Genomic DNA, 18,619 nt, shown 5'->3' with positions numbered 1-18,619 from the left:
CGTTCAGGTGGCCGGGGGTGTTTGCTCCGTGCCGCCGGGACTGCGCCCCGGCTCACTAGCTAATCAGAGGCATCGGCCATGGATGAAACAGCCGCCAACGGGACGTTCGGGGCATTGCTGGACGGACTCTCCTGGGTTCTCAGCAATATCGCCTTGGCATTCTATAATGTCGGTTACGCGATCAGCAATCCGCAGTTGTGGCTGGACTGGTCCGACAAGCAGGCGATCATGCGATTCGTCTATTACGGTGGATCGACCGAGTTCTTTTTCGTTGTCTTCACGCTGTTCCTGATCGTCACGATCATCGGCCTGTGGAAGAACAGCGTTCTATGGGCGGTCGTGCGCGGGCTGGAAGGCTTTGCCAATACGATCGGACGGTTCTTTGCCTGGGCCGGTCTGATCATGGTGCTGCAGCAGGTCGTCATCGTGTTCGTGCAGCGCATCTTTGCGCGACCGGATCTGGTGTTCGGCTTTGGCCTGTCTTTTCAAAAGGATATCAGCTGGTTCGCTGAAGAGCTAAAGCTTTACAACGCGATGGTCGTGGCGCTGTGCGCCGCCTACACCTTTGTGCAGGGCGGGCATGTGCGGGTCGATCTGTTTTATTCCGTGGTCAGCTTCCGTGCCAAGAAGGTGATCGACATGCTCGGCTCAATCGTCTTCATGATGCCGATGGCGGTGCTGATCTGGATGTATGGCTGGTTCTTCCTGTGGCGGCACCTGATCGTGCCGAAGCCCTCGGCCAGCGATACGTTGGAGCGGCTGCTGATGAAATCCCGCGCGCTGCGCTGGAACGTCGAGACCATCGGGTTCAGCCCAAACGGGTTCAACGGCTATTTCCTGTTCAAGATCCTGCTGTGCAGCTTTGCCGCGATGATCTTTCTGCAAGCCATTGCCGTGCTGTACCGATCCTATCTCGAATTCCGTGAAGGCAAGGCCAGCGAATTCAAGTACCTCGACAAGGACAGCCTTGGCGAGGGCGAAGAAGCCTATGAAGGCGCTCACTAAAGCAAGGAACAGCCAGAATGCTATTCGGTCTTGATGGCGTCGAACTCGGCCTGATTATCCTGTTTCTCTGCCTGTTCGGCGGCATCCTGTCGGGGTTTCCGGTGGCGTTTGCAATCGGCGGGGCCGGGATCATCTCGTTCGGGATCATCGCCGGGCTCGACAGTGCAGGGGTCTTGATCCACCAGGCGATCGACACCTCTTCACAAGCGTATACCGACCTGATCGGTACGGGGGTCAAACCCGACGCTATATCCACCTTCCGATATCCGGATCTGCCACGGGTGGCAGAGTCGCTGTTTCCCGGCGGCTGGGAGTTGGCGCTGGACCGCAACGTTTCGTTCATCGTCAACCGGATGAACGAACGGGTGTTCGCTGGCCAGTCGATCGAGACGTTGCTCGCGGTGCTGATGTTCGTGCTGATGGGCATCACGCTGGAACGCTCCAAGATCGCCAACGATCTGCTGACCACCATGGCACGCGTCTTCGGGCCGCTTCCGGGCGGGCTGGCGGTGTCGATCGTGGTTGTGGGGGCCTTCCTTGCCGCCTCGACCGGGATCGTGGGCGCCACGGTGGTGACCATGGGTCTGCTGGCGCTGCCCACGATGTTGCGCAACAATTATTCGCCGGAACTGGCGACCGGGGTGATCGCCGCCTCGGGCACGTTGGGGCAGATCATTCCGCCCTCCATCGTGATCGTCCTGTTGGGTACGTTGGCGGGGGATCTGTATTCCACCGCACAAGAGGCCCGCGCCAGTGCGGCAGGCTGCAGCGATGCGCTGACCTATCTTGGTCAGCCGGCGGTGGTCTCGGTCGGGACGCTGTTTCAGGCGGCACTGCTGCCCGGGATCCTGCTGGCGATGCTCTATGCGCTGTATGCCTTTGTCTATGCGCTGCTCAATCCGAGCAAGGCCCCGGCGGTCGCTATGGGCGAGGCCAGCAACGAGCCGATCACCCGTAACGAAGCGCTGGGCTGGTTCGTGGCGGCCCCGATCGCCCTGATTGGCGGCGCCATCCTGCTGGCCAATGTCGGTCTGATCGGCAGTCAGAACCTGACGGTGTCGAGCTATTCCAACGTTGGCGAGGCCGCCAGCCTGCGCACCAATGTCGGGCCCGAGTGCAAGGGCGCGATGATCGAGCTGCACGGTCAAAAGGCTTGGGACACCGCCGTTGCGGAACAGGCCGCGATCGACGCGTCCGGCGACGACCAGGAAAGCCACAAGCTCACCGATGAAGAACTGGTGCAGGCGCGCAGCGACATGATCGCGGCTGCCGCGCCGATCGGCACCGGCATCTCGGTGCTGATGGTTCTGTTGGGTCTGGTGCTGGTGTTGGCGCGCGGCATATCGCCGTCGTCCGATCCCAAGCCGCTGATCCTGGGCGCGGTGGGGCTGATACTGGTCGCAATGGTGGATGTGACGCTGGTGGCACCCACGACATCTTCCGGGATGACGGTGTTGCTGATGGCGCTGCCCTTCGTGCTGGTGCTTTACGGCTGCAAACATGGGGCGGCACGGCTCGCCAAGAACGATCTGATCCGGGTGGTGTTCCCGCCGCTGGTGCTGATCGTGGCGGTGCTGGGCTCGATCTTGGGCGGCATCACCAACCCGACCCCGGCCGCAGCCTTGGGCGCCGCGGGCGCGATCATGCTGGCGGCGTACCGCAAGCAGCAGGAACAGGGCCGCTCGACCCATGTGATCATCTGGACCACCTTCGCGATCATCATTTGCATCCTGATCGGGGTCAATTTCGACTTGCGCATCTCGCAAGAGGGGGCGAGCCTCGAAAGCTGGATCGCGTTCTTCGGGGCCTATGGCGCCTATCTTTATGCGCTGTTCGGCCTGTTTTACGGCTGTTGGGTGCTGTACTCTGGCGGTGTTCTTTCCCCGGTCGTGCGCGAGACGGCCAAGGTCAGCTCGATGGTGTTCACCATCCTGATCGGCTCGCAGCTTTTGAACCTGGTGGTGATCTCCTTTGGCGGCGAACACTATATCCAGCAATTCCTGAAGAGCTTTGACAACGAATTCACGGTGTTCCTGATCGTGATGTTGGTGCTCTTCATCCTTGGGTTTGTGCTGGATTTCCTCGAGATCATCTACATCGTGATCCCGATTGTCGGGCCGGTGATCTATGGCGGCTCGTTCGATCCGAAATGGGTGACGATCATGGTGGCGGTGAACTTGCAAACCTCGTTCCTGACGCCGCCGTTCGGCTTTGCGCTGTTCTACCTGCGCGGGGTGGCCCCGGCCGAGGTGACGACAGGCCATATCTATCGCGGCATCCTGCCCTTTGTGCTGATCCAGGTCGGCGGGTTGGCACTGTTGTGGTTCTTCCCGGGCATTGTCACCATCATACCGGATCTGATGCCCAAGTAAGGCGCGGCGCATTAAAACGAATAAGCGAGGGGGCCATTGGGGCCCCCTTGTCGTTTGCGCTGTTGGAGGATGAGGGCAGGGCGGGGAGTGCGCCTTAGAGGGAGAGGGGGCGCTGCCCCCGCCGCCTGCGGCGTCTCCCCCGGAGTATTTCAGGCCAGAAAAAGACCGGATCGGGTGGGGGGCGTCTGATGTCAGGTTCCACGGCGAAAGCGAGACCCGGTGGTTCCGGGGGAGGCTTGGTCAAGAAAGGGAGGGCGGCGTCCCTGCGGCAAGGCAGGTCAGGCGCGGGTGGGGCGTCGGTCGGGAAGCGAGATATTGGCAACCTGTTCGGCGATCGGTTCGCCGCCGGGCGGGTGGTCGGCGGTGGAGAATGTCTCGGGGTTGGTCATCTTTTGCCAGCGCCCGCCGGCATAAACCTCAAGCCCGGAGAACTTGGATTTATATCCCATCTTGGGGCTGCCGGGCACCCAATAGCCGAGATAGACGTAAGGAAGCCCGTTCTCGCGCGCGATTGCGATATGATCGAGGATCATCCATGTGCCCAGCGATGCCTGCGGCATGTCGGGGGTGTAGAAGGAATAGACCATGCTCACCCCGTCCTCGAGCACATCGGTCAGGCTGACGGCGATCACCTCTTGCGTGTCTTGGTCGGTATATTCCACCACGCGCGACCGGATCGGGGTTTCCTCGATCATCGCGGCGAATTCGAACACATCCATGTCGGCCATGCCGCCATCGGCATGGCGCGCGTCCAGATAGCGGCGGAACAGGGCGTATTGATCCTCGGTCGCCCAGGGCGAGGTGGCGCGCCGGGCCAGATGCGCATTGCGCTTGAGCGCGCGTTTCTGGCTTTTCGTCGGGCGAAACGCCGCCACGTCGATCCGCGCCGAAAGGCAGGCGGCGCAGTCGGTGCAGGACGGGCGATAGAGCACGTTTTGCGAGCGGCGAAACCCCTGTTGCGACAGCGCATCGTTCAGCCGTTCCGCGCCGTCGCCCTGAAGCGCGGTGAACAGCTTGCGCTCCATCCGGCCATCCAGATAGGGGCAGGGCTGAGGGGCCGTAACGTAGAATTGCGGCGCGATTGGCAGAGTGTGGCGCATGGGTCTCCCGCAGGGTTGTGGCGGGATGATAGCAATGCAACCAAGGCCCGCCAACCCATGATTCGATTCGCCGGGCCTTCACCGTGGACGGGATCAGAACAATGCCCGGCGGTTTAGGGCGACTGTGCCCAGAACCATATCGGTGAGGCCCTGACCTCGGGTCCCGGTCAGCATCATCACCACGGAGATCACCTGCAGAATCGGAACCGCGACACTGATCGTATAGCCGGCGGTATGGGCCAGGGCCCCGCCCAGATCCAACCTAGCCCCGTTTGCGTCGCGTAACTCGATCCCGGCAAAGCGCATCCCCCAAGTGGCCGAGCCGTTCGCGAGGGTCACGACGCGATAGGCGAACCCCAGCGCCAGAAACAGCAGCGGCCAGATCAACAGCCCGACAAAGGCGGTAGCAAGCACGACGCCGAGGCACAGCGCAAAGGTGACGGCGCTGTCGAACAGCCAGGCGATCAGGCGTTTGGTTGGGACGCCGTCATAAAACTGCGGCTGGTTGTACGGGTCGGGGAGGGCGGACATGAAGGGGAACCTCGGCAAAGGGAAATCGCCCCGGGGGGCAAGCGTCCCCGGGGCGTGTCATCTGTTGGTGGCCTCAGGCTTCGGTTGGGGCCGTATCATCGCCGCTTCGGGTCTCCTCGGCGGTGCGCCGCGCGCGGACCTGCATGAAGTCGTCGAACTCGGCCTTGTCCTTGGCCTCGCGCAGGCGTTCGAGAAAGCTCTCGAACTCGACCTGTTCCTGCTCCAACCGGCGCAGGGTTTCGCTTTTGTAGGCATCAAAGGCGGTGTTGCCGGAAGAGGCCATGCCATCCATTCCATGAGAATGATCGCGGGACTGGCGATGGCGGCGGTTGCGGCAGGAGGTGCTGAACATGCGTTTACTCCAGATCATATAGGCAAGAAGGGCAAGGCCGATGGGCCAGAAGAAAACGAAGCCCAGAACCATGACGGCAATCCAGGCGCCTTTGCCCTTGTCGTCAAGCCAAGCTTCGGTCCGGGCGAGCCAACGAGGGCGCGTCAGGCCGGGGGCCGGGTCGGTGAGCGTGGTCATTGTCGGTATCTCCAGATCAGAGGTGATGTGAATGCCTTTCACATTGATTAAGATCGGAACGCTTCCGCCCGTTTGCAAGGTTGGCATGTGAATGTTTTTTACATTAATTGCTGTTCGCGTGTGAAATCAGCAGGTTGCGCCATGGAGAGTCGGAGCAGAGCAGCCGGGGACACGGGGAAGACATGGTGCGGTGTGCCCGCTGCGGCCCAGACCACGTCGAAATCCTGCAGCCGCGGATCAAGAAAGGCGCGGATCGGGTTCAGGTGCCCGATAGGGGCCACGCCGCCGATGGCAAACCCGGTTTGGGACCGCACCAGCGCCGCGTCGGCCTTGCCAAGCGGCTCGCCAGCGATCCGGGCCGCCTTGTCGGGGTCGACCATATTGCCGCCAGCAGTCAGGAACAGGAGCGCCGCGCCGCTGTCCGCGCCGCGAAAGATGATGGATTTGGCGATCTGGTCCACCGCGCAATTCAGCGCGCGGGCGGCATCGGCGGCGGTGCGGGCCAGATCGGTTTCGCGGATCTGCGGGTCCAGTCCGGCGGCCTCAAGGGCGGCGCGGACGCGTTTCATGCTCTTGCTCATGGGGGCAGGATTGCCGCGGGATCGAGTATAAATCAAGCGTTTGACGCATTGACCTTGCGCCGCGCCGCCCGCACCTTGCAGCCATGACGAACCAAATGCAGATTGCGCGGCTGCCGCGCCCTTTCGATCCGGCTTTGGGCGATGAAGCCCGCGCCGCCCTGCCGGGGTTGACCGGTGATCATGCCGCGCTGATCTCTGGCGCCGGTGGCTCCAGCCCCTATCTCAAGGGGTTGATCACCCATGAAGCCCGTTGGCTGGAGGCGGCGCTAGACGATCCCGATGCCGCCGTTATGGGGGTGTTCGAGACCTGTCGCGCCCTTGCGCCGGACCAGCTCAAACCCGGGCTGCGGCAGGCCAAGCGGCGCATTGCCCTGATCACCGCGCTGGCCGATCTGTCCGGGGCCTGGCCGTTGGAGCGGGTCACCGGCGTTTTGACCGATTTCGCCGGGCTGGCCTGTGACGTGGCGCTGAAATCCGAGATCGCGACACTGATCCGGCGCAACAAGCTGCCGGGCATGACGGCCGATGATGTCGAGACCGCCGCCGGGCTGAGCGTGCTGGCGATGGGCAAGATGGGCGCGCATGAGCTGAATTACAGCTCGGACATCGACCTGATCTGCCTGTTCGATGAAACCCGCTATGATCCCGATACCTATCAGGACGCGCGCCATGCGCTGGTGCGCGCCACCCGCAACATGGCGGCGCTACTGTCGGACAAGACCGGCGACGGCTATGTGTTTCGCACCGATCTGCGGCTGCGCCCCGACCCTTCGGTGACGCCGGTCTGTATCTCGATGGCCGCGGCGGAAACCTATTACGAAAGCCTTGGGCGGACATGGGAACGCGCTGCCTATATCAAGGCGCGCCCCTGTGCCGGCGATCTGGAGGCGGGGGCACGATTCCTGCAGGTTCTGCGCCCCTTTGTCTGGCGCAGGCATCTGGATTTCGCCGCCATTCAGGACGCCCATGACATGCGTCTGCGGATTCGAGAAACCAAGGGCACCGGTGGCCGACTCACGGTGCCGGGGCACGACATGAAGCTGGGCCGGGGCGGCATCCGCGAGATCGAATTCTTTACCCAGACGCAACAGTTGATCGCGGGCGGGCGCGATCCAGATCTGCGCCTGCGCGGCACGGTCGAAGGTCTGGCGGCGCTGGCGGAGAAGGAGTGGATCCCCAAAGCCTTGGCCGACAAGTTGTCGGCCCATTACCGCGCCCATCGCGAGGTGGAGCATCGCATCCAGATGGTCCATGACGCCCAGACCCACAAGGTGCCTGCCTCGGAAGAGGGGATCGCGCGGATCGCTTGCCTGATGGGCACCGATGCCGACGCGCTGCAGCAGGATCTGGCCCGGCGTCTGGCTGAGGTGCATGAGCTGACCGAGGCGTTCTTTGCCCCGGAGACTGCGCCCGACTGCGCCCCGGAAGAAACCCAGTTCGATGCCTCGGTTCTGGCGCGCTGGCGCGGATATCCGGCGCTGCGCTCACAGCGGGCGCAGCATATTTTCGACCGGCTGAAACCCGAGATCCTGTCCCGCCTTGCCCGCACCGCGAAACCGGACGAGGCGCTGCTGGCGCTGGACGGGTTTCTCTCCGGTCTGCCGGCGGGGGTTCAGTTGTTTTCCCTGTTCGAGGCGAATCCGCATCTGATCGACCTGCTGGTCGATATCGCGGGCACCTCGCATGCGTTGGCCAGCCATCTGTCGCGTAACGCCAGCGTGTTCGACGCGGTGATTGGCGGCGATTTCTTTGCCGACTGGCCCGGCGAGATGGCGTTGCGCGCCGAGCTCGCGGCGCGGCTTGCGGCAGAGGCGGATTACGAGCAGCAGCTCGACACGGCCCGGCGCTGGATGAAGGAATGGCATTTCCGCATCGGCGTGCATTTGCTGCGCGGGTTGGTGACGCCAGCCGAGGCCGGGCAACATTATGCCGAGCTGGCCGATGCGGTGCTGGCGGCAATCACGCCGCTGGTGCTGGCGCAGTTCGCGCGCAAACACGGGGCGCCTCCGGGGCGCGGCGCGGCGGTGCTGGGGATGGGATCTCTGGGCGCGGCGCGGCTCAATGCCAGCTCAGATCTCGACGTGATCGTGATCTATGACCCGCAAGAGGCCGAAGGCTCTGACGGGCCGCGCCCGCTGGCGGTGCGCCCCTATTACGCGCGGCTGACGCAGGCGCTGATCACCGCCTTGAGCGCGCCGATGGCCGAGGGGCGGCTGTACGAGGTGGACATGCGTTTGCGCCCCTCGGGTCGTCAGGGGCCGGTGGCGACGAGCTGGCCCAGTTTCACCCATTACCAGCGCAACGAGGCCTGGACATGGGAGCATCTGGCGCTGACCCGCGCCCGCGTGGTGGCGGGCGATCCCGATCTGGGCGCGGATATCGAGGCGTTCCGGCGCGAGATCATCGCGCGGCCCCGTGAGCGCGCCGATGTGTTGCGCGAGGTGGCCGAAATGCGCGCGCGGATCGCGGCGGCAAAGACACCGGCGGGCGTCTGGGATGCTAAAACCGGTGCCGGGCGGCTGTTGGAGATCGAATTGGTGGCGCAGGCGGGGGCATTGCTGGCCGGTGTGGTCGCGCGCGATGTGGCCAGCGGGCTTCAGGGCGGTGTCGCCGGGGGCTGGCTGAGCGCCGATGAGGCGGGCGCGCTGCAGGCGGCCTATGACCTGTATTGGGCGGTGCAGACCGCCGCGCGACTGATCTCGGCCAGTGGCATCGGCGAGGATGGGCTGGGCGAGGGCGGGGCGGGCTTTCTCTGTCGCGCCACCGGCTATGAAACCCTCAATGCCTTGCGCGCCGCGTTGGAACAACGCTATGGCCAGGCTGCGGAGCTGATTGATGCCGCGCTGAGCCGGGAGGGCACCGATGAAAGGGGATCATGAGGTTGACCGCAAGGGGCTGATCCGCGAGGCCTATCGCATCGCCGGGATCACCGCACCGGAGTGCCGCAGCATCTTCCTCGACTGGGCGCTGAGCCTGCCCGAGGGCGAGGACAGTGCCGCCGCGTTGCGCCTGCTGCTCGACAGCTACGGTGTTGCCGCGCCGGATCACCCGATGACGCAGGTGCTGAACGACGGGTTGGCCGGGTCCGGTCGGCCGCGTCGGCGCGGCGGCTGGCGGAGTCGAACGCGCGATTGAGCTGTGATCTGGGGCGCGTGGCCTAGGGGCTGGTCGGCGTTTCAGGAACTTGGCGTTGCAGGGGGCTGGCCGCCCCCGCCGCCCTGTCGGGCGTCTCCCCCGCGAGTATTTCTCCAAGGAGAACGGGCAGGGGCACTCTGCTCGGCGAGAGGGGCGAAATTGAGGATCGCTCGGTTGAGCCGGGCCTCGCGGTGGTTTGCCGCTTTGGCAGGGGTGAAGGTCGGGCGCGACAGAGGCGCGGGCAGGGCGCGCTGCACCCTCTTCCCAAGCCCTCCCGTTGGCCCTATGACAGCGCAATGATAGCACCTGATCCAAACCCCGACCTGCCCCGTGTTCGCCTGCTGCCCAAGGCCAATGCCCGCGCCATCCGCCATGGCTTTCCTTGGGTCTATGCCAATGAACTGGTGACCGACCGACGCACCCGCGCGCTGGCGCCCGGCGCGCTGGCGGTGCTGGAAGACAGCGCGCGCACCCCGATGGGGGTGGTGGCGGTGAACCCCGTCTCGCGCATCATGTGTCGCATGCTTGAACGCGATCCGAACGCGCAGGTTGACCGGGCCTGGCTCACCGCGCGCCTGTCCCATGCGCTGGCCTTGCGTACACAGTTGTATGATGCGCCGTTCTACCGCTTGGTTCATGCCGAGGGCGACGGGCTGCCCGGTGTGGTGATCGACCGGTTCGGGGACACCGCCGTGATCCAGCCGAACGCGGCTTGGGCCGAGGCGCGGCTGGAGGATCTGGTGGCGGCCTTGGTCGAGGTCACGGGCGTGAGCACGGTGTTGAAGAACGCAGCCGGGCGCACCCGGGCGTTGGAGGGGCTGGACGATGTCAGTGCGGTTCTGGTCGGCACCGCGCCGCAGGCCCCGCTGCCGGTGCCGATGAACGGGGCCACCTATATGGCTGATCTGACCGGCGGACAGAAAACCGGCCTGTATTATGACCAGCGCCCCAATCACGCCTTTGCGGCCCGTCTGACCGGCAAGGGCACGCGGGTGCTTGACGTATTTTCCCATGTGGGGGGCTTTGCGCTGGCGATGCTGGCGGCGGGAGCAGAACATGCGCTTGCCGTCGATGGCTCCGCCCCGGCGCTGGAACTGGCGGCGCAGGGGGCGGCAGCCTCGGGTGTGGCCGATCGGTTCGAGACCCGGCAGGGCGATGCCTTTGACACGCTTACCGCATTGGCCGAAGAGGGTGCGCAATTTGACGTGGTGGTCTGTGATCCGCCTGCATTCGCGCCCAACAAACAGGCGCTTGAGGCGGGGTTGCGCGCCTATGAGCGTATTGCCCGGCTCGCCGCCACGCTGGTGGCGCCGGGGGGCTATCTGGGTCTGTGTTCCTGTTCGCACGCGGCGGATCTGGAGCGCTTCCGGGCCTCCTGCACCCGTGGCATCGGCAAGGCCGGGCGCGCGGGACAGTTGTTGCAGACCGGCTTTGCCGGGCCGGATCACCCGCAATTGCCGCAACTGGCGGAAACCGGATATCTCAAGGCGCTGTTCTACCGGCTGTGAGGGTCGTTCTGGACACCTGCGTCCTGTATCCCACGGTGATGCGCGAAATGCTGCTGGGCGCGGCGCGGCTGGGGCATTTCACCCCGCTGTGGTCGGCGCGCATCCTTGAGGAATGGGCCCGCGCGGCGCGCAAGCTGGGGCCGACCGGCGAGGATCAGGCGCGCGGCGAGATCGCGCTGGTGCGGGCCGCTTGGCTGGGGGCAGAGCTGCCCGCCGCGCCGGGGATCGAGGCGCGGCTCTGGTTGCCGGATCCGGCGGATCTGCATGTGCTGGCGGTGGCGGTGGCCGGCTCCGCCGACGTGATCGTGACCCTGAACCGCAAGGATTTTCCGAAGAATATCCTTGCCGAAGAGGGGCTGGAGCGTATCGCGCCGGACGAATTTCTGTACGATTTCTGGCTCAAAGACGCCAAAGGGCTGGGTGAGGTCGGCACCCGGGTGCTGGCGCAGGCCAATGCGATGGCGGGCGGCGGCTGGGACATCCGGGCGCTGATGAAAAAGGCGCGCCTGCCGCGTCTGGGCAAGGCGCTGGCCGGGTAGGCGCAGGCAACTCAGGGGGCGAGCCCCTGCATCACCTCTGCCGCGATCTCGAACGAGCGGATCCGCGCCGCCGGGTCGTGGATCTGGCCCGAGATCATCACCTCGTCCGGTTGGTAGCGGGCGATCAGGGCAGCGGTTTGATCTCGCACCATGTCGGGCGTGCCGGTGGCGCTGACCGAAAGCGCGTGATCCACCGCGCTGATCCAGCGCCGGTCTGCGACATCCTCGATCCGCGCCACTGGGCGGGGCAGTTTGCTGGGCATCCCGGAGCGCAGACGAACAAAGGCCTGCTGCATCGAGGTTTTCAGTCGCACCGCTTCATCCGCGTCATCGGCGGCAAAGATGTTCATCGCCATCATGAAATAGGGTTTCTCAAGGACTGCCGAGGGCTGGAACCCGCGGCGGTAAACTTCGGCGGCCTCGCTTAGCGCATCGGGCGCGAAATGCGAGGCAAAGGCGTAAGGAAGCCCCAGATGCGCCGCCAGTTGCGCGCCATACAGCGACGAGCCGAGGATCCAGACCGGAACCTTGGTGCCCTCGCCGGGGATCGCATGCAGGCGCTGGCCCGGTTCCGGATCGCCCAGATAGGCCATCAGTTCCACCACGTCCTGCGGAAAGGTGTCTTGCGCCGCCATGTTGCGGCGCAGCGCGCGGGCGGTTTCCATGTCGGTGCCCGGCGCGCGCCCGATCCCGAGGTCGATGCGATCGCCGTGGATCGTGGCCAGCGTGCCGAACTGCTCCGCGATCACCAGCGGCGCATGGTTGGGCAGCATGACGCCGCCAGAGCCGACCCGCATCCGGGTGGTGGCCGCCGCGATATGGCCGATCATCACCGCCGTGGCTGACGAGGCGATGCCGGGCATGTTGTGATGTTCCGCCAGCCAGTAGCGGTGAAAGCCCAACGCCTCGGCGGCGCGGGCCAGCGCGACGGAGTTGCGCATCGCTTGGGCGGCGTCTGCGCCCTCGGGGATCGGGGCGAGATCGAGCAGGGAATAGTGCATGTTTGTCCTTAGGTTTTTCTGGTCGCTGGCTCAGCGCGACGCGCCCCAGCGCGCCTCCAGCCGGTCCAGCGCGGCGATGCGTTCAGCGGTTTTGGGGTGGCTCATCAGCCAGGCGGGCGAGACGCCGGCGCGCGATTGGGTCAGCTGTTCGAGCTTGGTGAAAAGGGATTTTTGTGGCCCCATGCCGATCCCGGCCTTGGTCAGCAGGGCGGCGGCATATTCATCGGCCTCGTATTCGTCGCCGCGCGAAAGCCGCGCCGCCAGCAGCCCGGTCAGCGCATTGGCGATCCAGACGCCCGCCACCGGAATGATGCGGCCCAGCACCATCACCAGAGCGGTGCGCAGGGCGTTCTGGCCCGAGAAATCCAGCATCCTCCGCCGCGCATGACCCAGCGCCACATGGCCCAGTTCATGGGCGATGACCGATGCCATCTCTTCGCCCGTGACCTCGCCGTTGCGGTATTTTCGGTAAAACCCCCGGGTGATGAAAATCCGCCCGTCGGGCGCTGCCAGTCCGTTCACCGGGTCGATCTCATAGATATAGACCGGGATACGGGCCACCCCCAGCGCGGCGGCGAGCCGGTCGGTCAGGCGCTTGAGTCGCACATCGGCCAGTTCGGTCGATTTCGCGTCCAACTCCCGATGGGTGCGCCAGACCGAAACGCGGTACATCACCAGCGCATAGATCACGGCGAGCAGGATGGGGGTGAAACGTAACATGCATTGGATATGGGCTGACAAACGGCGAGGGGCAAGGGCGCCGTTGCGGCGGGGCCACATGCTTTGAGGCCAAAAAGATGGTATTCTAGCCTGACAACAGCGGAGGGGAGAGGATGCCGGAGGGGAAGATCACGGTGCTTCTGGGCACCACCAAGGGGGCCTTTTTGCTGCGCGGTGACAGCGACCGGGCGGGTTGGGTCGTCTCGGGGCCATTCTGCGACGGTTGGCCGGTCAACCACGTGATCGGGGATGCAGCCTCTGGCGTGTTCTGGGCCGGGGGCGGCGGCGACTGGTACGGCGCCGCGGTCTGGCGGTCCGAGGATGGCGGTGAGACCTGGCAAAAGACCCGGCTGAGCAAGGGCACGATCGACGAGTGGGCGGCGGAGGACGCGGATTTTGCCGAGATGTTCGGGGTCACTGGCGACCCCTTGCCCTTTGACGACCAGTTCGCGCAGGTCTGGTCGCTGTGTCATGCCCACGGCGCGCTGTATGCCGGGACCAAGCCCGCGACGCTTCTGGTCAGTCGCGATGGCGGCGGCACATGGGCGCGGGTGGACGGGCTGACTGATCACCCGTCCGCGGCAGACTGGACCCCGGGCGCGGCGGGGCTGACGCTTCACACCATCCTGTCGCACCCGACCGACCCGCAGCGGATCTGGATTGGGATCTCCGCCGCCGGTGTCTTTGCCACTAAGGATGGCGGTCAAAGCTGGGAGCGGCGCAATCGGCTGTCCAACGCCGCCGCCTGCCCGCAACACGCCCACCCGGCGGCCCCGCGAGACGGCGAGACCGGCCATTGCGTGCACAACATGATGCTGGCGCCGGGCGAGGGGGAAATACTGTACCAACAGAACCACCACGGGGTCTGGCGTTCCCCCGATGGTGGCCGCAGTTGGGAGGATATCAACGACGGGCTGCCCTCGACCTTCGGGTTTCCGATCCATGTCCATCCGCGCGACCCGGACATGATCTGGACGCTGCCGTTGAATGGCGACGACATCGGGCGGTTCCCGCCCGGCGCGGCGGCAGCGGTCTGGCGATCCCGCGACGGTGGACAAAGCTGGCAAGATCACCGCGCCGGGCTGCCACAGACCGGCTGTTTCTTTACCGTCCTGCGTCAGGCCATGGCGGGCGACAGCCGCGATCCCGCCGGGGTCTATTTCGGGACCAACAGCGGATCGGTCTTTGCCAGCCGGGACGAGGGCGAGAGCTGGTCCGAGATTGCCCGCCACCTGCCGACGATCCTGTCGGTCGAACTGGTCGAGGGGATCTGAGGCACCGCGCTTAGCGCGTCAGCGCCTTCATGCCCTTTTCCAGCCCTGACAGGGTCATCGGCACCATGCTGGAATCGAAGATCTCGCGGATCATCTGGATCGAATGGGTATAGTCCCAGTATTTTTCGGGCACCGGGTTGATCCACAGGTTGTCTTTCCACTGTTCGCGCGCGCGTTGCAGCCAGACTTGCCCGGCCTCGGCGTTCCAGTGCTCATTGGCGCCGCCGGGATAGGCGATCTCATAGGGTGACATGCTGGCGTCGCCGACAAAGATGCACTTGTAGTCCGGGCCATAGGTGTTCAGCACTTCCCACGTGGGGGTCTGCGCATCCCAGCGGCGGCGGTTGTCGCGCCAGACGCCCTCGTACAGGCAGTTGTGGAAATAGAAGTATTCCAGATGCTTGAACTCGGTCCGGGCGGCGGAAAACAGCTCTTCCACCACCTTGATATGCGGGTCCATCGAGCCGCCGATGTCGAGAAACAACAGCACCTTGACGGCATTGTGCCGCTCGGGCCGGGTCTTGACGTCGAGATAGCCATGCTCGGCGGTGGCGCGGATGGTGCCGTCAAGGTCAAGCTCTTCATTGGCGCCTTCGCGGGCCCAGCGGCGCAGACGTTTCAGCGCCACCTTGATGTTGCGCGTGCCCAGTTCGACGGTGTCGTCGAGGTTCTTGAATTCGCGTTTGTCCCAGACTTTGACCGCGCGCTGGTGGCGGCTTTCCTTCTGGCCGATGCGCACGCCTTCGGGGTTATAGCCATAGGCGCCAAACGGCGAGGTGCCGGCGGTGCCGACCCATTTGTTGCCGCCCTGGTGGCGGCCTTGCTGTTCCTTCAGCCGTTCGCGCAGGGTCTCCATCAGCTTGTCAAACCCGCCCAGGGCCTCGATCTCGGCTTTTTCCTCGGCGCTCAGGTGTTTTTCGGCCATCTTTTCCAGCCAGTCGGCGGGCAGGTCGACTGCCTCCAGCACCTGATCAAGGGTGATCTGTTCCAGCCCTTCAAAGCTGGCGGAAAAGGCGCGGTCGAACTTGTCGAGATTGCGCTCGTCCTTCACCATCGCGGTGCGGGCAAGGTAATAGAACGCCTCGACGTCATAGGTGACCAGCCCGGCTTTCACCCCCTCCAGAAAACTCAGATACTCCCGCAAGCTGACGGGGATGCCGGATTTACGCAGATTTTCAAAGAAGGGCAGAAACATCGGACCTCGCCTATAGGGATGCGCGGTGGATCATGATCGTCGCCAGCATCCCCACGATCGCAAATCCGATCGCATAGACGGCCGCGTATTGGGCAATATCGGCGAGCTTGCCGCCACGTTTCTTGGCCGTCACACCGCCCAGAAGGGCGCCGATCAGCGCCGCTGAAAATACGATCATCTTGGTTTTATCCGCGCCCTCTGTTCTGGGGGTTCAGCGCCGCGATTTCGCGCATCTTGGCCCGTACCGCCCAATCGGAACCAAACCCGTAACGTGCCCATCCCAAGCTGTCCAGTCTGACGCTGCGGGCCGCGTCGGGATGTCCGGTCAGATCCAGCGCCTCGGCCTTGAGCAGCATCAGCGTCGACAGCAGTGCCGCATTCTCGGAGCGGGCGGCTTCATCAAGCGCCGGGTTGATTTCACGCAGCGCCTGGGCCCCATCGCCGGTGGCAATGGCATAGGCGGCGGTCTGGGTCACCACATAGGCGGCATGCAGCCGGGTGTTGGGGTCGCGTGACAGATAGCTCAGCGCGGCGCGGAAGTGCTGTTGCGCAGCCTCGGGATCGCTCGCCTGGGTGATGCGGCCCAGCATATAGTGGCTGAAGGCGCGGCGTTGGTCCTGCCAACCAAGAGACTGTGCGGTGCGCGCGGCGGTATCGGCGGCCGCACGGCGCGCAACGGGGGAGGCGCCGGGGCCAAGCGCGGTCTGGACCGCGTCGATCCAGTTGCGTGGCGTTTCCGAGACCGGGACAGCGGGGCGCCGGGTGCCCGCCGGGTTCAGACGCGCCAGCAGCGCCGGCAATTTTGCCGCGACCTGACCCTCGGTCATGCCGCTGTGCAGTTCCGGCGCATATGTGGCGCGCAGGATCAGCATGTCAAACCCGGTCAGAACCGTATGCACATTGTCGTCGTTAAAGACCGAATCCGGCAGCCGGTACAGATCGTTGAGCGGCCCCAGCGCCTGCGCCAGTTCTTCGTGCAGGCAATCGCGCAGCTCTTGCGGGCTGGTGTCATAGGGCACGAAGATGCCCAGTCGCGTGCGGGTGCGCAGCACCGCCCAGTTGGTCTTGGGCTTGCGCCGGTCGCGGCGGAATTCGTCGAAGCTGGAGACATTGGGCACCACGAAACAGGCCGCCGCCGGAATGGCGCGGCGAAGCTCGGCGCGGCTGACCGCCTCGATGGTGATATTGGCGCTGCCTTGGGTGACCTGACGAATGTCGATCCCGGCCTCGCGCCGCAGCCGGCTCAGCAATCCGCGCAGGTCGGGGGCCAGACTGGGGGGCGGGGCGCCGGTGACGCGCACGGTGACGGGGGTTTCGAACCGGGTGAAATAGTCCAGCTTGCGGCCGCTCTCCAACCGGAAGTGCAGCGACAGGAAATCAGCGGCGATATTGGCGTTGGACCGGGTTGGCGCGCTGGGATGCGGGCTGGCAAAGGCCTTCATCGGTGGCAGCGTGCTGTCGCTGATCTTGGCCCGCGTTGGCGTGTCGGCCAAGGGCACGGTGTTGCACCCAACCAATGGCAGAGCAAGACAGAGCAGGAGCGCGGCACGGATCATGGGCGCTGATACTTGATAAAGGGCGTGAGCACGCCAACCCGGTCATACAGCTTGCGGGCGGTGGCGTTGAAGTCTTGCGTCAACCAATAGACCGAGGGCGAGCCATTGGCATCCGCTGCGGCGTAGACCGCTTCGATCAGCGCCCGGCCGATGCCCTGACCGCGCAGATCTGGCACCGCGTAAAGGTCTTGCAGGTAACAGACATTCTCGATCTTCCAGCCGTGGCGGTGAAACAGATAATGGGTCAGCCCCACCAGCCTGCCGTCAACCTCGGCCACCAAGGCGCTGAAATCCTGCGGATCCTCGCCCAGCAGCCGGGCATAGGTGCCGTCATAGATCGCATCTGGCACCGTGGTTTCGTAATACTCCAGATAGGCGCGCCACAACGCGGCCCACTGGGGGCGATCCTCGGGGCGCAGGGCGCGGATGATCAGGTCGGTCATGACAACATCGGGTCCGTCCAATGAACAAGTCTTGCCACGACGATCAGAGCCGAAGCTGGTGACACTAGAATGACTTGAGGATATTCCCGAATGCCCCGCGCCGCAATGGTGACGGTGAGGCGGATCGCGAAGGGGCGGTTCCCTGCGCAAGGACTGGCGCGCTTACGTCTTTGGTTGTCTGGGCACGTTTCGAGGCCGGGCAGGGGGCGCGGGCCTCCCCCCGGCGCAGATCGCCTATGGCTGACCCGCACCTTTGGAAGAGAGGCCCGTTGCCTGTCCGCTTAGCTGTTGGGGCGCACCCGGGCGGCGGATTTGTCGGCAAAGGCGGCCAGACGGGCGCGCGCTTCGGGCTGGGTGTTGACGATCCCGGCCACGACGGATTCGGCATAGGCCGCATCCAGTGCCGACATGTTCTGCACATGGCTGATCGCCGAGCAGATGGCGAAATTGGTCAGCGGCAGGTTCTGCGCCGCGCGGCGTGCCAGTTCCATCGCCTTGTCCAGACTGGAGCCTTCGACAATGTATTGCGCCAAGCCCAGATCAACGGCCTCTTGCCCCTGATAGACCCGGCCCATCAGGATCATGTCGATCATCCGCGCCTTGCCGATCAGATCTGCGACCCGGATGGTGGCACCGCCGCCGGTGAACAGGCCGCGTTGCCCTTCGGGCAGGGCGAAATAGGCGCTTTGATCCATCACCCGCACATGCGCGGCACTGGCCAGTTCCAGCCCGCCGCCGACCACGGCCCCCTGCAGCGCCGCGATCACCGGGACGCCGCCGTATTCCATCTTGTTGAACGCCTCGTGCCAGCGCAGGCAGACATGCATGAAATCGGCCGGGCTGCGGTCGGCGTCATGGTGTTCGATCAGGTCGAGCCCGGCGCAGAAATGATCGCCGGCCCCGGCCAGAACCACCGCCTTGACCCCGGCGCGCGGGGCGGTGGAAAAGAAGTCCACCATCTCTTCGACCGTGACCAGATCCAGCGCGTTGCGCTTTTCGGGCCGGTTCAGGGTGACAACCCAGACGCCATCCTCCTGCGGGTCGAGGGCAAGGCGGGAATAGCGGGAGATGTCGATCTCAACGGTCATGTTTGTGTCCTTTCAAATAGGGTCAAATCCGGGAAAGCGCGA

At 64.8% G+C, this 18,619-nt stretch carries 18 protein-coding genes; 7 read left to right on the top strand and 11 right to left on the bottom strand.

What is annotated here, in order from left to right; translation table 11 throughout:
* The first annotated feature begins 78 nt into the window (after positions 1–78).
* Both E1B25_RS00500 and E1B25_RS00495 read left to right on the top strand, forming a co-directional pair.
* The gene (locus E1B25_RS00500; protein WP_132826724.1) at positions 79–1,005 is read left to right on the top strand and encodes a TRAP transporter small permease subunit; all 927 of its coding nucleotides are present in this window, start codon (positions 79–81) and stop codon (positions 1,003–1,005) included.
* Positions 1,006–1,022: 17 nt separating this feature from the next.
* Positions 1,023–3,377, top strand: coding sequence for a TRAP transporter large permease (locus tag E1B25_RS00495; protein ID WP_132826723.1), 2,355 nt, complete (start codon positions 1,023–1,025; stop codon positions 3,375–3,377).
* Between the two features lie 278 nt (positions 3,378–3,655).
* On the opposite strand, the gene E1B25_RS00490 is transcribed toward E1B25_RS00495, so the two are convergent.
* The 4 genes from E1B25_RS00490 to E1B25_RS00475 all read right to left on the bottom strand — a co-directional run bounded on the left by E1B25_RS00490 (position 3,656) and on the right by E1B25_RS00475 (position 6,118).
* Positions 3,656–4,477 carry an arginyltransferase gene (locus tag E1B25_RS00490; RefSeq protein ID WP_132826722.1) on the bottom strand — a complete coding sequence of 274 codons (822 nt, stop codon included), beginning with the start codon at positions 4,475–4,477 and terminating at the stop codon, positions 3,656–3,658.
* A gap of 93 nt (positions 4,478–4,570) precedes the next feature.
* Positions 4,571–5,008, bottom strand: a complete 438-nt coding sequence (locus tag E1B25_RS00485) for an RDD family protein (protein WP_132826721.1) — start codon at positions 5,006–5,008, stop codon at positions 4,571–4,573.
* 73 nt (positions 5,009–5,081) lie between these two features.
* Positions 5,082–5,537 carry a DUF2852 domain-containing protein gene (locus E1B25_RS00480; protein WP_132827225.1) on the bottom strand — a complete coding sequence of 152 codons (456 nt, stop codon included), beginning with the start codon at positions 5,535–5,537 and terminating at the stop codon, positions 5,082–5,084.
* Between the two features lie 98 nt (positions 5,538–5,635).
* Entirely contained in the window at positions 5,636–6,118 is a 483-nt protein-coding gene (locus E1B25_RS00475; protein ID WP_132826720.1) for a YbaK/EbsC family protein, read from the bottom strand.
* Between the two features lie 83 nt (positions 6,119–6,201).
* Between E1B25_RS00475 and E1B25_RS00470 the strand changes: the two genes are divergently transcribed.
* From E1B25_RS00470 to E1B25_RS00455, 4 genes are all read left to right on the top strand, one after another.
* The gene (locus E1B25_RS00470; protein WP_132826719.1) at positions 6,202–8,997 is read left to right on the top strand and encodes a bifunctional [glutamate--ammonia ligase]-adenylyl-L-tyrosine phosphorylase/[glutamate--ammonia-ligase] adenylyltransferase; all 2,796 of its coding nucleotides are present in this window, start codon (positions 6,202–6,204) and stop codon (positions 8,995–8,997) included.
* Positions 8,981–9,253, top strand: a complete 273-nt coding sequence (locus E1B25_RS00465; RefSeq protein ID WP_132826718.1) for a hypothetical protein — start codon at positions 8,981–8,983, stop codon at positions 9,251–9,253. The genes E1B25_RS00470 and E1B25_RS00465 overlap by 17 nt, the downstream gene beginning before the upstream one ends.
* 296 nt (positions 9,254–9,549) lie before the next feature.
* Positions 9,550–10,761, top strand: coding sequence for an RSP_2647 family RNA methyltransferase (locus E1B25_RS00460; protein WP_132826717.1), 1,212 nt, complete (start codon positions 9,550–9,552; stop codon positions 10,759–10,761).
* Positions 10,758–11,300 (top strand): RSP_2648 family PIN domain-containing protein, encoded by a 543-nt coding sequence (locus tag E1B25_RS00455; protein WP_132826716.1) that lies wholly within the window; start codon positions 10,758–10,760, stop codon positions 11,298–11,300. The genes E1B25_RS00460 and E1B25_RS00455 overlap by 4 nt, the downstream gene beginning before the upstream one ends.
* A gap of 11 nt (positions 11,301–11,311) precedes the next feature.
* Here E1B25_RS00455 and E1B25_RS00450 read toward each other — a convergent pair whose 3' ends face one another.
* Together E1B25_RS00450 and E1B25_RS00445 are read right to left on the bottom strand one after the other, a co-directional pair.
* Positions 11,312–12,301 carry an LLM class flavin-dependent oxidoreductase gene (locus E1B25_RS00450; RefSeq protein ID WP_132826715.1) on the bottom strand — a complete coding sequence of 330 codons (990 nt, stop codon included), beginning with the start codon at positions 12,299–12,301 and terminating at the stop codon, positions 11,312–11,314.
* Between the two features lie 30 nt (positions 12,302–12,331).
* Entirely contained in the window at positions 12,332–13,021 is a 690-nt protein-coding gene (locus E1B25_RS00445) for a M48 family metallopeptidase (protein ID WP_132826714.1), read from the bottom strand.
* Positions 13,022–13,134: 113 nt separating this feature from the next.
* On the opposite strand from E1B25_RS00445, the gene E1B25_RS00440 reads away from it, so the two are divergent.
* Complete coding sequence (locus E1B25_RS00440; protein WP_132826713.1) at positions 13,135–14,295, top strand: WD40/YVTN/BNR-like repeat-containing protein; 1,161 nt, start codon at positions 13,135–13,137, stop codon at positions 14,293–14,295.
* 10 nt (positions 14,296–14,305) lie between these two features.
* Here the strand turns inward: E1B25_RS00440 and E1B25_RS00435 are convergent, their stop codons facing one another.
* From E1B25_RS00435 to dmdD, 5 genes are all read right to left on the bottom strand, one after another.
* Entirely contained in the window at positions 14,306–15,490 is a 1,185-nt protein-coding gene (locus E1B25_RS00435; RefSeq protein ID WP_132826712.1) for a vWA domain-containing protein, read from the bottom strand.
* Positions 15,491–15,500: 10 nt separating this feature from the next.
* Positions 15,501–15,668 (bottom strand): apolipoprotein acyltransferase, encoded by a 168-nt coding sequence (locus tag E1B25_RS00430; protein ID WP_132826711.1) that lies wholly within the window; start codon positions 15,666–15,668, stop codon positions 15,501–15,503.
* Positions 15,669–15,675: 7 nt separating this feature from the next.
* The gene (locus E1B25_RS00425) at positions 15,676–16,989 is read right to left on the bottom strand and encodes a DUF2927 domain-containing protein (protein ID WP_425358916.1); all 1,314 of its coding nucleotides are present in this window, start codon (positions 16,987–16,989) and stop codon (positions 15,676–15,678) included.
* A gap of 53 nt (positions 16,990–17,042) precedes the next feature.
* Positions 17,043–17,489: a GNAT family N-acetyltransferase gene (locus E1B25_RS00420; protein ID WP_132826709.1), complete on the bottom strand. Its 447-nt coding sequence runs from the start codon at positions 17,487–17,489 to the stop codon at positions 17,043–17,045.
* A 281-nt stretch (positions 17,490–17,770) separates the two neighbouring features.
* Positions 17,771–18,577: a methylthioacryloyl-CoA hydratase gene (gene dmdD, locus E1B25_RS00415; RefSeq protein ID WP_132826708.1), complete on the bottom strand. Its 807-nt coding sequence runs from the start codon at positions 18,575–18,577 to the stop codon at positions 17,771–17,773.
* Between the last annotated feature and the right edge of the window lie 42 nt (positions 18,578–18,619).

This window comes from Antarcticimicrobium sediminis, from assembly GCF_004348975.1.
Classification (GTDB): domain Bacteria; phylum Pseudomonadota; class Alphaproteobacteria; order Rhodobacterales; family Rhodobacteraceae; genus Antarcticimicrobium; species Antarcticimicrobium sediminis.
This window is presented reverse-complemented; position numbering and strand designations above follow the sequence as displayed.

Bases quoted from the DNA above. Each gene is read 5' to 3' on its own strand.
- E1B25_RS00470 (WP_132826719.1), top strand. From the start codon at position 6,202: ATGACGAACCAAATGCAGATTGCGCGGCTGCCGCGCCCTTTCGATCCG.
- E1B25_RS00475 (WP_132826720.1), bottom strand. From the start codon at position 6,118: ATGAGCAAGAGCATGAAACGCGTCCGCGCCGCCCTTGAGGCCGCCGGA.
- E1B25_RS00430 (WP_132826711.1), bottom strand. From the start codon at position 15,668: ATGATCGTATTTTCAGCGGCGCTGATCGGCGCCCTTCTGGGCGGTGTG.
- E1B25_RS00460 (WP_132826717.1), top strand. From the start codon at position 9,550: ATGATAGCACCTGATCCAAACCCCGACCTGCCCCGTGTTCGCCTGCTG.
- E1B25_RS00480 (WP_132827225.1), bottom strand. From the start codon at position 5,537: ATGACCACGCTCACCGACCCGGCCCCCGGCCTGACGCGCCCTCGTTGG.
- E1B25_RS00500 (WP_132826724.1), top strand. From the start codon at position 79: ATGGATGAAACAGCCGCCAACGGGACGTTCGGGGCATTGCTGGACGGA.
- dmdD (WP_132826708.1), bottom strand. From the start codon at position 18,577: ATGACCGTTGAGATCGACATCTCCCGCTATTCCCGCCTTGCCCTCGAC.
- E1B25_RS00435 (WP_132826712.1), bottom strand. From the start codon at position 15,490: ATGTTTCTGCCCTTCTTTGAAAATCTGCGTAAATCCGGCATCCCCGTC.
- E1B25_RS00440 (WP_132826713.1), top strand. From the start codon at position 13,135: ATGCCGGAGGGGAAGATCACGGTGCTTCTGGGCACCACCAAGGGGGCC.
- E1B25_RS00445 (WP_132826714.1), bottom strand. From the start codon at position 13,021: ATGTTACGTTTCACCCCCATCCTGCTCGCCGTGATCTATGCGCTGGTG.
- E1B25_RS00465 (WP_132826718.1), top strand. From the start codon at position 8,981: ATGAAAGGGGATCATGAGGTTGACCGCAAGGGGCTGATCCGCGAGGCC.
- E1B25_RS00420 (WP_132826709.1), bottom strand. From the start codon at position 17,489: ATGACCGACCTGATCATCCGCGCCCTGCGCCCCGAGGATCGCCCCCAG.
- E1B25_RS00485 (WP_132826721.1), bottom strand. From the start codon at position 5,008: ATGTCCGCCCTCCCCGACCCGTACAACCAGCCGCAGTTTTATGACGGC.
- E1B25_RS00490 (WP_132826722.1), bottom strand. From the start codon at position 4,477: ATGCGCCACACTCTGCCAATCGCGCCGCAATTCTACGTTACGGCCCCT.
- E1B25_RS00495 (WP_132826723.1), top strand. From the start codon at position 1,023: ATGCTATTCGGTCTTGATGGCGTCGAACTCGGCCTGATTATCCTGTTT.
- E1B25_RS00450 (WP_132826715.1), bottom strand. From the start codon at position 12,301: ATGCACTATTCCCTGCTCGATCTCGCCCCGATCCCCGAGGGCGCAGAC.